Annotated in this window: 12 protein-coding genes; 11 read left to right on the top strand and 1 reads right to left on the bottom strand. The window is 64.1% G+C overall.

The genetic code is table 11. The features are described 5' to 3' along the window. The first annotated feature begins 38 nt into the window (after nucleotides 1-38). The 4 genes from QDT69_RS05025 to QDT69_RS05010 all read left to right on the top strand — a co-directional run bounded on the left by QDT69_RS05025 (nucleotide 39) and on the right by QDT69_RS05010 (nucleotide 4,668). Nucleotides 39-1,106, top strand: coding sequence for a hypothetical protein (locus QDT69_RS05025; protein WP_279705525.1), 1,068 nt, complete (start codon nucleotides 39-41; stop codon nucleotides 1,104-1,106). Further along, a complete protein-coding gene (locus QDT69_RS05020; RefSeq protein ID WP_279705524.1) occupies nucleotides 1,103-1,381 on the top strand; it encodes a PilZ domain-containing protein in 279 nt (92 codons plus the stop codon). The genes QDT69_RS05025 and QDT69_RS05020 overlap by 4 nt, the downstream gene beginning before the upstream one ends. Before the next feature lie 1,133 nt (nucleotides 1,382-2,514). Then, entirely contained in the window at nucleotides 2,515-3,654 is a 1,140-nt protein-coding gene (locus QDT69_RS05015; protein WP_279705523.1) for a GNAT family N-acetyltransferase, read from the top strand. A 15-nt stretch (nucleotides 3,655-3,669) separates the two neighbouring features. Beyond that, nucleotides 3,670-4,668, top strand: a complete 999-nt coding sequence (locus QDT69_RS05010; RefSeq protein WP_279705522.1) for a glycosyltransferase family 2 protein — start codon at nucleotides 3,670-3,672, stop codon at nucleotides 4,666-4,668. Here QDT69_RS05010 and QDT69_RS05005 read toward each other — a convergent pair. Next, nucleotides 4,591-5,973 (bottom strand): lipopolysaccharide biosynthesis protein, encoded by a 1,383-nt coding sequence (locus tag QDT69_RS05005; protein WP_279705521.1) that lies wholly within the window; start codon nucleotides 5,971-5,973, stop codon nucleotides 4,591-4,593. The two genes, QDT69_RS05010 and QDT69_RS05005, sit on opposite strands and share 78 nt — an antisense overlap. 623 nt (nucleotides 5,974-6,596) lie before the next feature. On the opposite strand from QDT69_RS05005, the gene QDT69_RS05000 reads away from it, so the two are divergent. From QDT69_RS05000 to QDT69_RS04970, 7 genes are all read left to right on the top strand, one after another. Beyond that, on the top strand, nucleotides 6,597-6,755 hold the full coding sequence (locus tag QDT69_RS05000; protein WP_279705520.1) for a hypothetical protein: 159 nt from the start codon (nucleotides 6,597-6,599) through the stop codon (nucleotides 6,753-6,755). Between the two features lie 114 nt (nucleotides 6,756-6,869). Continuing rightward, on the top strand, nucleotides 6,870-8,240 hold the full coding sequence (locus QDT69_RS04995) for a GumC family protein (RefSeq protein WP_279705519.1): 1,371 nt from the start codon (nucleotides 6,870-6,872) through the stop codon (nucleotides 8,238-8,240). Beyond that, nucleotides 8,237-9,562 carry an O-antigen ligase gene (locus tag QDT69_RS04990; RefSeq protein WP_279705518.1) on the top strand — a complete coding sequence of 442 codons (1,326 nt, stop codon included), beginning with the start codon at nucleotides 8,237-8,239 and terminating at the stop codon, nucleotides 9,560-9,562. The genes QDT69_RS04995 and QDT69_RS04990 overlap by 4 nt, the downstream gene beginning before the upstream one ends. Further along, complete coding sequence (locus QDT69_RS04985) at nucleotides 9,555-10,370, top strand: polysaccharide deacetylase family protein (protein ID WP_279705517.1); 816 nt, start codon at nucleotides 9,555-9,557, stop codon at nucleotides 10,368-10,370. Before QDT69_RS04990 ends, QDT69_RS04985 begins: the two co-directional genes overlap by 8 nt. Beyond that, nucleotides 10,367-11,596 (top strand): glycosyltransferase family 4 protein, encoded by a 1,230-nt coding sequence (locus QDT69_RS04980; protein ID WP_279705516.1) that lies wholly within the window; start codon nucleotides 10,367-10,369, stop codon nucleotides 11,594-11,596. The genes QDT69_RS04985 and QDT69_RS04980 overlap by 4 nt, the downstream gene beginning before the upstream one ends. A 47-nt stretch (nucleotides 11,597-11,643) precedes the next feature. Continuing rightward, complete coding sequence (locus QDT69_RS04975) at nucleotides 11,644-12,816, top strand: glycosyltransferase family 4 protein (protein WP_279705515.1); 1,173 nt, start codon at nucleotides 11,644-11,646, stop codon at nucleotides 12,814-12,816. Beyond that, nucleotides 12,813-13,703: a hypothetical protein gene (locus QDT69_RS04970; RefSeq protein WP_279705514.1), complete on the top strand. Its 891-nt coding sequence runs from the start codon at nucleotides 12,813-12,815 to the stop codon at nucleotides 13,701-13,703. Before QDT69_RS04975 ends, QDT69_RS04970 begins: the two co-directional genes overlap by 4 nt. The last annotated feature ends 12 nt before the right edge of the window (nucleotides 13,704-13,715 follow it).

Raw genomic sequence — 13,715 nt, 5'->3', positions numbered from 1 at the left:
CGCTGGATTTCCTCTCGGCGCTGGCGACGCGGGTCAACATGACCGGCGTGACCTACAACACCCTGCTGATGAGCAACATCAAGGTTCCGGATATCATCGCGGCGGCACTTGCCGCGCAACAGAGCACCAGCGGCGTGAACTCCGCGACGACTGCACTGTCGACGGTTTCGCAGGCCGTGAGCAGCCTCACGACCAAGATCGCTCCCGGTTCATTGATCGACGTCGGCCCGCTTGCCAACCTCACGGTCGGACAGAAGCCGAAGCTGAGCGCCACTGTGACGCTGTTCGATCTCTTGTCCACCGTCGCGCAGATCGCCAACGGCTCGAATCAGATCGTGACCGCGGTCAATCTCGGCTTGCCCGGCATCGCCAACCTGACCAAGCTCGCCACCGCAGGTAAACGGCCGGTCGGGTCGAGCTGGGTGGCACTCGGCAGCGAGGGCGCGAGCGTCCGGACCAGGCTTCTGGCGACAATCCAGGTGCTCGGCAGCGGCAGCGTCTCCACCATCAACCTGCCGGTCTATGTGGAGGTCGCCTCGAGCACGGCGACGCTCAATGCGGTGTCCTGCGGCTATCCGAACATCAACACCTCGCAGGTCACGCTGGGCGCCACGCCGGGGATCGTCAATGCATGGATCGGCGCCGTCACTCGGGTCAACATGACCAACTTCGCCACCGCGCCGAACCCGCCGCCAGCGACGTTGGTCAATCTCGGCGCGATCACGGTCACCGGGCTCGCGAATACCTGTATGGGCAACACCGCCCTGACAAGCGTGAACTTCAGTTACAGCGAGATTCAATCGTTGATGATGAAGACGGTGACGACGACCAATTTCACCTCGTCACTAATGTCGTGCCTGCTGGGCAACCTGGCGCTGAATGTCAACGTCAGCCCGCTTGGGGTCCCCATACCTGGGCTCGGCGCGACGGCTTCCGGCATCCTGAACGACGTGACCTCTCCAGTCGATCAGATCCTGGCCTCCCTGCTCGCAACGCTCGGAGTGAGCATCGGGCAGGCCAATCTGAGGGTCATGGGTATTCGTTGCGACAGTGTGCTGGTCAACCAGGGAACGACGGACTCGTATCGGGGCGGGAGATTGCGGTGAACACAAAACTGACGCGGTACAAAACCGACAGCCGGCGAATCGTGCTGATGAAGCGCGGAACGATCTGCTCCGGGGACACCAGCATCGGATGCGTCGTGCTCAACATGTCGACCGGCGGCGCCGGGCTCGCCGTCGAAAGCGACGAGCCGATTCCGTTCGCATTCGAGCTCAAGATCGAAAGCGAGCCGATCCGGAGGCGCTGCGTCGTCGCCTGGCGCCTCGAGCGCCGGCTCGGCGTGACATTTGAATGCGATCAGTTGCAGCGCCCCAAGTAAGACCGATCTAGACAAACCCGCGAAGCCCGACGCCTTTCGGCCTATAATGGGACCGGATTCATGGAAGAATTGTGATGACCAAAGTGCCTCTGGATTAGCTCATGTCACTTGGCAAGGAGCCCCCAAAATGACCAGGCTTCCGCTCGCCATTGTATTCGCTATCGCGGTCGTGTCTCCGTCACTCGCAAACGACCCTTCAGTTTGAGGCGAGCGACAGCTTCGCAAAATGTCTCCTCATTGAGGAAGATGTCGCCTATCTCGGGATCTCAAAGGCAGTTATATGCGGTCTCGATGTACTGACCGACGACGGCATGAGGCATTAGAGATAGTGGACCTTGGCTATTGCGCCGATCAACTGGTCCGAGCGGATAAAGCTGCCGTCTAGAGTCGCGAAGAGCTCGTGGTCCTGCTGCCTGATCGAGATGAGCGGGCGCGGTTCACGTGACATTGCTGGCGATTGTCGACTTGCTGGGCGACGCGGGCCGTGTTGACCGCCTTCAGCCGGGATTTTGAGATCGAGCGAACGAAGTCTCGCCTGTCTTGGCGCTATCGAGATGCTCACGCAATCAGGCGCCGCGATACACATCTAGTCAGTCGGGCGGTTGATGCTTTCGGTCATAGCCATAAATCGCCTGCCTTTGGCCAAATACGGAAGAGCTGCCTCACTCCGATCGAACCGGGTCCCGCTCCTGTGATGTCGCCGAAGTGAATTTCAGCGCACTGATCTGACTCCTAACGATCCGGGAACGATGCGCATCGGGGCGGTCACGCCCGATCTCGCAGCGTTAACGCTGTCTGCATCTTAACCCTTACAAGCTGAAGCGCTTGACCGATTCTGCGCGAAGTTGGAGGCTCGCTCCACTGCCGCAGCGGATCGCGCTCGGTTGGCGCTATCGGACGGATATTTCTGCGTTGTCGCATGAGTCCGATGACCGCTGGTTCACACCATGAGGTCGGCCGTCAAGAGCCGAGGTCGTCGAGATCTAAAGAACCTAGATACCGGCGGCTGACGACGTCGTTACGATTGCGCAGAATATTGAGTGGCGAAGCATGTTGAACTCAGCGTCGTGTACATCTCTCCGTACTGCGGATCCACGTGACGCGGAGTCGTATCCGCCAATCCCGAGCGTTAGATGACGGAAGGCGAGCTGCAAACGCCTGTCGATAGGCGCGCTCCGCGCAAGGGCGCCGTCCGGCCTATGACGGCTGCGGACGTGCCTGCAGTTGCCCGACTTTTCCTAAAGATCTTCCGGGGGGCCGACAAGCCTGCGGACTCCGACCTGCATGACTATCTGCAGGCGTTGACCCTAGGCTCGCCATCCTACAATGCGACGACCGGCACGCAAGTCTACCAGCAGCAGGATGGGCGTATACGCAGCGCGCTGCTTGCCGTCCCCATGCATTTCATCGCTTGCGGCAACGTCGTACCCGGCCGGCTGCTCGGCGTCTTCATGACCGACGCCAACAAGGAGGCCGCCGGCGCGGCGCAGCTGATCCTTGCCCTGCGGCCCAAGCGCGCCGATTTCTCGTTTTGCGACAGCGCGTCGCCGACCAGCGCCAATCATATGTCGGCCATCGGCGGGAAACCCATTCCCGTGCAGAACCTTGAGTGGTCGCGTTGCTTCCGTCCTCTGGGGACGCTCGCCGGACGATTTTCGCTGCGGTTCTTGCGCCGAAACGATCCGGGTCTCGCAATGCTGGTCCGCCCGGTTGACGCGCTGCTGAGCCGCTTGCGCGTCGGCGACGACGCGCAGCAACCTGCCGGTGCGAACGTGACCGATATGTCCGTCTCGGCCTTTCTCGCGCACGCGCCGCGGTTGATCGCCCATTATGCGGTGCGGCCCTTGTGGTCGGAAGACGAGCTCGGTTGGCTGGTCGTCCTGGCGGCGCAGAACACCAGGCTCGGCGCATTCACCATCCGATCGGTCGAAGATCGTGCCGGCGGGCTGATCGGCGCCTTCGTCTATTATGCGGCACCGGGGCGGACCGCGCATGTTCTCAACATCCTGTCGCTTCCCGGCCGGGAGATCGCCGTGCTGGGCGCGATGTTCCGTCACCTCGAAAGCACCGGCCATGTCGAAGCCCGCGGCCGTGCGCAGCCTGCCCTGATGCCCGGGCTCGCGCTGCAACGCTGGCTTGTCTTCCGGCACAGGGCTTTCGCGATGGCGCTGACTCGGATTCCCGAGGTGAGCGACGCAGTCGCACGCGGTGATATCTACATCGGTGGCCTCGCCGGCGAGGACTGGAGCCGGCTCATGTGTGATTTTCGCTGAGGTGAAGACAACGCGATGGCAGTGTCGGTCATTCTCAAGGCACTCAACGAGGAGGCGCGGATCGGGCCGGCGATCGAGAGCGTGCTGGCTGCGCTCGAAGGCATCGGCGGCGAGGTTATCGTGGCCGACGGCGGTTCGCGCGATCATACGCTCGCCGTCGCGGCGAATTTTCCGGTCCGCATCGTTCAGCTTGAACCTGCGATCGCGCCGAGCTGCGGCATCGGTCCGCAACTCGGCTTCCAGTACAGCCGCGAGCCGTTCATCTGCCTGATGGACGGCGACATGCTGCTCGATCCGGCCTTCCTGCCCGACGCGATCGCCTATCTCGCGGCCAACCCGGGTGCAGCGGGTGTGACGGGGCATGTCGTGGAGATGAATGACACCAGCCTTGAATATGTCCGGCGCGGCCGCAGGATCTCGCCGGAGAACCGGACCGGGGAAATCGACCGCATGAACGGCGGCGGCCTCTATCGGCGGGCGGCCATCGAGCAGGTCGGATATCTGTCGGACCGCAATCTGCATGGCTACGAGGAGTTCGACCTCGGCGTGCGACTGCGGGCCCGCGGCTGGACGCTCCACCGTCTCGACCGCAGTTTCGTCCGGCATTTCGGACATGCGATCAACGCCTACGCGCTGCTGCTGCGTCGCTGGAAGTCGGGCTATCTGCGCGGGATCGGCGAACTGTTGCGCGCGGCGTTCGGCAAGCCGCAATGGAAGCAACTGGTCCAGGAATTGCCTGAACTGAAGCTGTGGGGCGCAGTCTATCTGTGGCTGGCCACGATGGTCGTGCTGCCGTTCCTCGTATCGCCGTCCGGACTGGGGCTTGCGATCGACGTTGCCATGATTGCCGGCGTCATCGGGCTGATGAGCCTGCGCCAGCGCAGCCTTACGCTCGGTCTCTACGCCGTCGTCGCGTGGCTGTTCCACGCAGCGGCGTTACCGCTCGGCTTCTTCCACGGCCGCAAGGCTCCGGCTGCCTGGATCGACAGCCGCGTCGTCCAGGACATTCCCTGAAACTGTGGCGGTCGCGATGGTGTCGTCTGCATTCTGGCGGCTGCGGCGCGCGAGCCGCAGCAGAACCAGCCAGGCGTAGACGACGAGGGATCCTTCGATCACGTAGAGCGCAATGAAGGTCCCGATCGGGGCGGCGAGCCACGTCGCTGCGGCGATCAGGCCGCTGCCTGCGAGGTTGGTGCTGTTCAGGATCAATGCACGCACGCCCTGCCGGCCCGATGCCCCCAACAAGTCCATTGCGACCGCCCAGGCGCCGATCAGGACAACCGTGCCGGACAGGCAGCGCACGAAGAATGCGAGATCGTGGTACTCGCGACCAAACAGCCGTGGCAATTCGGGCGCCACCGCGAACAGGACAAGGAATGTCGCAACGCCGAGGCCGAGCGCCGCGACCAAAGCACGTTTTGCCGCGGGCAGCGCCAGATGCAGGCCGTCGCGGCTGGCGCGTGCGAAGCGCGGATAGATCAGTCGGTTGAAGGCGTCGATCGACAGATAGCTGCTGTCCATGATGCGCCGGGCCACGCCGTAGCTGCCGACCGTTTCGATCGGCATGAACAGGCCGATCACGAACAGGTCGACGTTGGATCGGATCGCCCGAACCACGAACTGCGAGCTGAATAGAACGCCGGAGCGCAATTCCTCGTGCAGGATCCTGAACCGCGGCCGGCCAAGCGGCCGCAACCACATCAGTCCGATCAGCGTGTAGAGCAGGTGGCCGCAGAACTGCCAGACGGCCCATTCCGCAAGGCTCGAGGTGTGGAACACGATGCAGGCAAGTGCGGCGGTGGTGGTGCGCGCGGTCGCGAAACCGACGACCGAGCGATTTGCCGAGCGAACCCGGCCGAGGCCGAGGAACGCCGTCTCGACCAGAAGGATCACCCGGACCAGCACGACGTTGCCGAGGAACAGCAGCGTGACGGTCGAGATGGCGATCGAAGGACCGGAGACCATGCGGGTCCATGACGCCATTGCCGCGACGCCGCCGAGTACGAGCACTGCGCCGCTGAGGCCGATCAGGAGAATGTTGTGGCCGAGCAGCTCAGGATAACTCGCGGGCACGCGCGCGACCCTGCGCAGCAGACAGTCGGAGGCACCGAGGCCGCAGATCTGAACTGCGATCGCGGTCACGGCCGATATCTGCACGAACGGGCCAAACTCGGCCGGCCCGAGCGCGCGCGCCAGGATCGCAAACGTCACAAGCTGCGCAAGGCTCGCCGCCGCCAGCGATCCGCTCGACAGCAGATAGCTGACGATCATCGGCGTGGTGGTCGAGAATATCCGGCTAACGGCGCTGAAGTGTCGCAATGATCCAACGGCCTCTGTTTGGCGGTCGATCCCCACAGCGCATCCTATCAGGCTCGCGTGCACTTCGTATCACGCGCAGCGCGCCGTTCGAAATTGACGTTAACGTCGGCGCCAAATGCGGAGGTGCGATCGTCGCCGACGCCTCGGCGTGCGAATGATTCCTCCATTATCGTGAATGCAGACATCTCTCTCGTGCCGATGTTTAAGGCCGCGCGCGTTGAGCAGGGACATTCGTATCTTCGGTTGCATCTCGCGATCCCGATCGAAGTGCTGCTCGCTCGCGTAACGATCCAGGCGGTCTGTGGCGTCATCGAAGCCACGAGGTAGCGAAACAGCGAGCGCGGCAAGAGGGTTGCGTGCACAATGTGCCCGCGTGTTGCTAGCGAAAGCGATGCGATCAGTAATTCAATTAAAGGTTGATAGCGAGTTTCCCATAAGTTCACCGTCGGGCATCAGCTTTTATGGCTCCATAATCAGCCAATGCTGCTATCCAATTAATGGATAGTAAGGTTAACGCTAACGCCTAACTCTAAACGCTACTTAAAGTTGTTTCAGTTTGCGAGAGGGGGATAGTGGGCCAAGCCGAGCGAAATGACAGCTTGGGACAGGACATGGAGGTCGTCATGAACGATTTGGCCCCGATCGCCGCTCTGAACGTCAAGAGACCCATCAATGGGCGCGTGTTGCATGGCGACACGATCAACGGATCGAGCTCTGTGCCGGTCGCGTTGAATAACGGCGGCATTGTTTCCGCGCGCACCGGCGCGTCCAGCTGCAACTAGGCGGCATTCCTGCCGCTGGCGTGCCCTCCAGTGAAATCAGCTGACATGTACACAGCAACCGATAACAGCAGGTCGCAGCGAAGCGATGTCGCCTATCGCATGGCGAGCGCAAGCGTGGCGGCGCCTGGAGCCGCCATCAGCGCGATGCAGGTCGCCGGCTGGCTGTTGCAGGGCCGGCGGTGGATTCTGGTTGCGGTTCTCGCCGGCGCGATCGCAGGCGTCGGTGCGACGCAGCTGCTGACACCCCGGTTCACCGCGATCATGGACCTCACGATCTCGCCGTCGAACCTGCTGGTCACTCCGAACGATCTCTACGCGACGAACATCCAGCCCGACAGCCAGATCCTCGATGTCGAAAGCAAGATGCGGACGATCACCTCCGGAAATGTCCTGCGCCGCGTCATCGACAAGCTCGGCCTCAGGAACGATCCGGAATTCGCCGACAAGATGCGCCTGTTCGATCTCAGCTGGCTGTTCGATCGCCACGCATCCGATTCCGCCGAACGCAGCGATCTGATGGCCTTGCTCGCCAAGCGCATCAACGTGACGCGGCAGGAGCGTTCCTACGTCGTGACGATGTCGGTTTGGGCGAGCGAACCTGCGATGTCGGCACGGCTTGCGAACTCCATCGCCACCACGTTCCGGGAAGAGGTCGTCCGCGCCGACGCCGAGCGGGCCGGCCGCGCGGCGCAGGGGCTGGCGGCGCGGCTGGGCGAGCTCAAGGCCGCGGCGGCCGAGGCGGAAGACCGCACCGAAGCCTTCCGCCGTGCCCACGGCCTGCAGCAAGGTCCGTCCGGACAGCCGCTGAGCTCCGAAGCCATGGAGCGGATGAACGGAAAGCTGACCGACGCGAAGGCGCGGCTCGCCGAGGCGGAGGCCCGCTACAACGAGGTCTCGCGCGCCGTGTCGCTCTACGGCGTGCAGGCAGGCGCGGTGCAATCACAGACCCTGTCGGGCCTGCTCGCCGACGAGGCTGCCCTGCGCCGGCAGATCGCGACCCTGACCCAGACGCTCGGTCCGCGCCATCCCGCCATGCTGAATGCGATGGCCGAATCCGACGCGCTGACCAAGGCGATCAAGTCCGAAACCGAGCGGCTGCGCAGTGCCGCCCGCTTCGAGGTCGATCAGGCCAAGGTGGCGCTCGATACGCTAAACGAGGAAACCCGCACCTTGCGCGGCAATGTCTCGGTCGACGACCAGGCCCAGGTGAAGCTACGCGAACTAGAGCGCGAAGCTAGCGCCAAGACCGCGCTGTACCAGACGTTCCTGACGCGCTCCGGCGAGGCCGCCGAGCGGCAGCAGATCGATGCGACCGACGTCCGCGTGATCTCGCCCGCCGTCGCGCCGATGCGGCCGACCTGGCCACCTCGTCCCATCATTGCCGCTGCCGCAGGTGCTGCGCTGGGCTTGCTGCTTTGCGCAGCGGCGCTCGCCGGCTTCGGCTATCTCCGCGCGTTTCGACTTACCAGGGGCAGGGTGACATGATGGCATCAGGCGATATCCGCGAGGGTGGAACGATCGGCGTTCTGGGACCGCCGCTGTTCGTCGTGACGCTGTTGTTCTACCTGATCACGCTGACGCCGTTCATCGACCTGTCTGCGGCCAATTCGGGCGATCCCGCTGCCGACAAGTCGAACACCGTCAATCAGATCGTCTTCCTCGGCCTGACCGCAAGCTTGTGGCTGACCGCCATCAGCTCACCGGTGCGCCGTCTTGCGGTGCGTCCGCGCGGCGTCCTGATTATGACGCTGCTGTGGTTTGCGTTCGTCTCCGCGATTTCGGCGCATCCCGACCTTGCGCTGAAGCGTGTCGTGCTGGCGACGCTGACGATCGTCAATGCCGGCATCTTCCTGCTGCTGCCGCGTTCGGAGCGTCAGTTCGCCGGCATGCTGTCGATGTGCTGTATCGGCACGCTGGCGTTCGCCTATATCGGCGTCGCCTTGTGGCCGCAGCTTGCGATCCATCAGGCGAGCGAGGTGCGTGAGCCGATGAATGCCGGGCTGTGGCGCGGCCACTTCGCGCACAAGAACGTCGCGGCGGCGGCGATGGTGATCATCAGCTTCGCCGGGCTCTATTTGTACAGCACCGGGCGTCGCATGATGGGCAGCGCGATCACGCTGCTCGCGGTCGTGTTCCTGACCCAGACCGGCGGCAAGTCGTCGACCGCGGCGCTGCCGGGCATTCTCGTGATCGCCGGGATCTTCGAGCGGTGGCGGGCGATCCGCGTCCCGATGGTGTTTATGGGGATTGCGGCCTTCAACGTCATCACGATCGGGTGCTCGATCTCGCCTGCAATGCGGGAGCTGGTCGCAAGCCTCGGGATCGACCCGACCTTCACCAACCGCATCGACATCTGGCGCGTCGGTGCCTCCGCCGTCGCGGACAGGCCGCTGACCGGCTACGGCTTCCAATTGTTCTGGCAGACCGACGAGATGGTCTACAAGGCGGGTGGCGGTGCGAGCTGGGCGGTCGGCGCCTTCAACGCCCATAACGCCTATCTCGACGCGGCGATCACGACCGGCATCCCGGGTCTCATGCTCACTTTGGCGCTGCTGGTCTGGCTGCCGCTGCGCGACGTATCGCAGGCAGACATGCGCGACAATGATCCGGCGCTGACCCGTCTCTTTACCCGGATTTGGCTCTACGGCGTGTTCTCGGCCTGCGTCGAGAGCCTGTACTTCCAGTCCGGCAGTCTTGTCTGGTTCATGGTGATCGTCTCGATCTTCGGCCTTCGTCTGCAGGCCGGCGCGCACGAGATTCGCGAGTCGGAAGCCGTGATGCGTGTCGGGGAGCCGGCCCATGCATAGCCCCGCCATCGTATTGCGCTTGTCGGAAGGCGCGTCCCGTCTGCCAGCGACGATTGATCGGCTCGCCGGTCGTCTGATCAACAGGTTGATCCGTGCGACGCCACGGCAGGTCATCCAGGTGCCGACCCGGAAACCCACCATCTCCTTCACCTTCGACGATGTTCCCGATTCCGCGCTCCGCGTCGGCGCGGCGATCCTGGAAGCGCGTGGCGTGCGCGGCACCTTCTATATCTCCGGCGGCCTCGAAGGGCGCGTCGAGCCGGATCGTACCCTGATCGATGCCGCGGGCTGCAGGGAGCTCGCCGCGCGCGGTCACGAGATCGGCTGCCATACCTATGGCCATCGGGATATCAGGCATCTCGATCGCTCGGTCTTCGTGGCTGATCTCGCGGACAATGCGCGCTATCTCGACACGGTCGATCCACGCCCCGGCCGGCGCAACTTCGCCTATCCCTACAATTCCGGCTGCCTCGGCAAGCGGCCGATACTGGCTCATGCGTACCGGACCTGCCGCGCAGGCGGTGAAGCGATCAACCGCGGGCCGACTGACCCGACCTTCCTCAATGCCGTCGAGATTCGCCAGCCCGAGACGCATGTGGCGGGACTGACGCGCTGGATCGACGCGGCGGTCGCAAAGCCGGGCTGGCTGATCTTCTTCACGCACGACATCGCGCCGAGCCCGACGCCCTATGGCTGCACACCCGCCGCCTTCGAGCGGCTGGTCGCATATGCGGTCGCGCGGGGCTGCTGTGTGCTGACGGTCGATGCTGCGCTAGACCGCATGAGACTCCGGGAGGGTGAGCGATGACGAGCGAGCGCCGGCTGCTGGCCATTAACAATTACTTCTACCGGCGCGGCGGCGCCGAGAGCGTGTTCCTTGACCAGATCGATCTGTTCGCCGCGGCCGGCTGGAATGTCGTGCCGTTCGCGATGGAGCATCCCGACAATCTGCCGAGCCCGTGGTCCGACTATTTCGTGTCCGAGATCGAATATGGCCGGACCCTTGGGCCGATCACAAAAGCCAGGCAGGCGGCCAAGATCATCTTCTCGCTGGAGGCGCGCCGCAAGATCCGCGCCTTGATCCGCCGCATGCAGCCGTCGGTGGCGCACGCCCACAACGTCTACCATCACATCTCGCCTTCGATCTTCGACGTCCTCAAGGCCGAAGGCGTGCCCGTTGTGATGACGGCGCATGATCTCAAGATTGCCTGTCCGGCCTACAAGATGCTGAGCCAGGGCAAGGTCTGCGAGCGTTGTCGCGGTGGACGGATCCACAACCTCCTGCTGCGCCGCTGCGTCAAGGATTCCGCCGTGGTGAGCGGGCTCGTCTTTCTCGAGACCCTGGTTCACCGGAGCTTCGGCCTTTATCGTGACACGCTCGACTGCCTGATCGCGCCGAGCCGCTTCTACCGCGACAAGCTGGTGGAGTGGGGTTGGGACGCGAGCCGCATCGCTTACATCCCGAATTTCGTCGATGCGGAGCAATTCACGCCCTGGTGTCACGAGGGAGACTACTTCGTCTATGCCGGCCGGCTTGCGCCGGAGAAGGGGCTCGGCACGCTGGTGCGTGCCGCCGCGCTCGCGCACCAGCGGCTGGTTCTGGCCGGCACCGGCCCCGAAGAGGCGGCCTTGCGTCAGCTGGCCTTCGATCTCGACGCCGACATTGTCTTCGCGGGTCACATGGCCAAGCCCGAGCTGAAGCAGCTGATCGGAGAATCGCGCGCCCTGGTGCTCGCTTCCGAATGGTACGAGAACGCGCCGATCAGTGTGCTCGAGGCCTACGCGCTCGGACGTCCGGTGATCGGGACGCGGATCGGCGGCATTCCGGAGCTCATCGTTCACAACAAGACCGGCGTGCTGGTGGCGCCGGGCAATGTCGGCATGCTGGCCGAAGCCTTGGCCAGCATGGCGAAGCTCCCCCGGTCAGGGCGAAACAGGCTCGGGGCGGCGGGCCGTGACTGGGTGCTGCGGGAATTCTCTCCCGAGAAATATCGCGACCGTACGATGGCGCTGTACGAGACGGTGGTGCACTGATGTACACGTTGATACCAGCCGGTGGAGCGGACCGACCTCCGAGAAAGGTGATCTTCCTCGGGCTGCGCGGCATCCCCGAGATCCAGGGCGGGGTCGAAACCCATGTTGCCGCGCTCGCGGTGCGCATCGCGCAGCGCGGCTGGCAGGTCGAAGTGCTCGGGCGCAAGCCGTACCTTCCATCGCCGGAGCCGTACGTCTGGAAGAACGTCACCGTGACGCCGGTCTGGACGCCGCGCTCAAAGAACGTCGAAGCGCTGCTGCATACCACCCTGGCATTGTTTGCCGCCGCCCGGCGCGATCCCGATCTCGTTCATATTCACGCCATCGGGCCGGCGCTGCTCACGCCGCTTGCCCGCCTGCTCGGCCTTCGTGTCGTGGTGACGCATCACGGTTTCGATTACGAACGCCAGAAATGGGGGTGGATGGCGAAGTCGGTGCTGCGCATCGGTGAATGGATGGGAATGAAGTTTGCGCATGCACGGATCGGCGTGGCAAAGGGCATCGTCGACTCGGTCCGTGCCAGGCTCGGGGTTGCGGCGACCTTCATTCCGAACGGTGTGGAGCGCAGCGTTCCGCGGCTCGGCACCTCCTATCTCGACTATATCGAGGTGGCCCCGAACCGCTACATCCTGTGCGTCGGCCGGATCGTCGAGGAGAAGCGGCAACTCGATCTGATCGGCGCCTTCGCGCGGTTGGGCGATCCCGACAGGAAGCTGATCATCGTCGGCACGGCCGATCACAATAGCGGCTATCTGCATGCGGTCGAGCAGGCAGCCGCAGCGACGCCGGGCGTGGTGATGACCGGCTTCCAGTCCGGCGAGAGCCTTGCCCAGCTCTACCGCAACGCGGCGCTGTTCGTCCTTCCGTCGAGCCATGAAGGCATGCCGATGGTGCTGCTCGAGGCGCTGAGCCACGGCGTGCCTTGTCTCGCAAGCGACATCGACGCCAATCTCGCGCTCGATCTCGGGCCGGACAGCTACTTTCCGCTGGGCAACCTCGATGCGCTTGCGGCCGCCATCCGGCAGAAGCTCGCCGCGCCCGACAGCGCGCCGGAACGCGGCGAGCGTGCCGCGCGCGCGCTCGATTGCTTCGGCTGGGACCCGATCGTCGACCGTACCATCGAGGTCTATGAGAGCGCGCTGGCCGCCTGGAAACCCGGCCATGCGCAGCGCGGCGGTGCCGATCTCAAGAACCATCTCGGATTCGGAGGCGGACAATGACGCCAGCCCTGCGGCAGCTCGAAATGACGGTGCTCGGGCTCGGCTTCCTCGGCCTTGCCTGGAGCAAGGACAAGCTGCGTGGTTACGCCACGCCGAACACCGTGTCGAAATTCGACGTCGAGGGCCAGATCGCCTATCTGCTCGACATCTTCGGCTCGCTTCGCCGCTTCATGCCGCCGGAGCTCGATCTGCGCGGGCGCGACGTGCTGGAGCTCAGTCCCGGCGCATCGCGCGGCAATGGCGTGCTGTTTCTCGCGATGGGGGCGCGGTCCTATCACGCCATCGACGTGTTCAACCTCGCCGGCGACGAAGATCCCGTGTTCTACGAGGTGCTGCTTGATCGCTTCACCGAAGGCACCGCGGCGGATCGCCAGCGCGCACGCACCATCGCGTCGACGTCCGGCTCCCGCGATTTCGGCTATGCCGTCGGGCGAGACTTCGACATTCCGCGCCTCGCCGAGGGGCGGACTTTCGATTTGATCGTGAGCTGCGCGGCGTTTGAGCACTATGACAGCGTTCCCGATGCCGTTGCCGGCCTCACCCAGGTGGCCCGGCCGGGCTGCGCGGCGATCCATATCATCGACCTGCAGACGCATTCGCGCTGGATTCGCGAGCACGACCCCAACAACATCTATCGCTATCCCGAGGCGATCTACCGGCTGTTCCGCTTTCCCGGACAGCCGAACCGGCTGCGCCCCGCCGACTATATCGCGGCCTTCGGGGCCGAAGCATGGAACGACGTTCGGTTCGTGCCGTCGCGAACCATCGATCCCGCGCTTCGCGACATCTCGCTCGCAGGGCTCGCCGCGCCCTTTGCGGGCCAGGAGGACATGATCGTGCTCGATGGCGCGTTGACGGCACGTCATCCCGGCAGGGTCGGCGGTTGAACGCGATCAGGA

This window comes from Bradyrhizobium sp. CER78, from assembly GCF_029846235.1.
GTDB lineage: Bacteria > Pseudomonadota > Alphaproteobacteria > Rhizobiales > Xanthobacteraceae > Bradyrhizobium.
The sequence above is the reverse complement of the archived record's forward strand: the minus strand, read 5'-3'. Positions and strand labels throughout refer to the sequence as shown.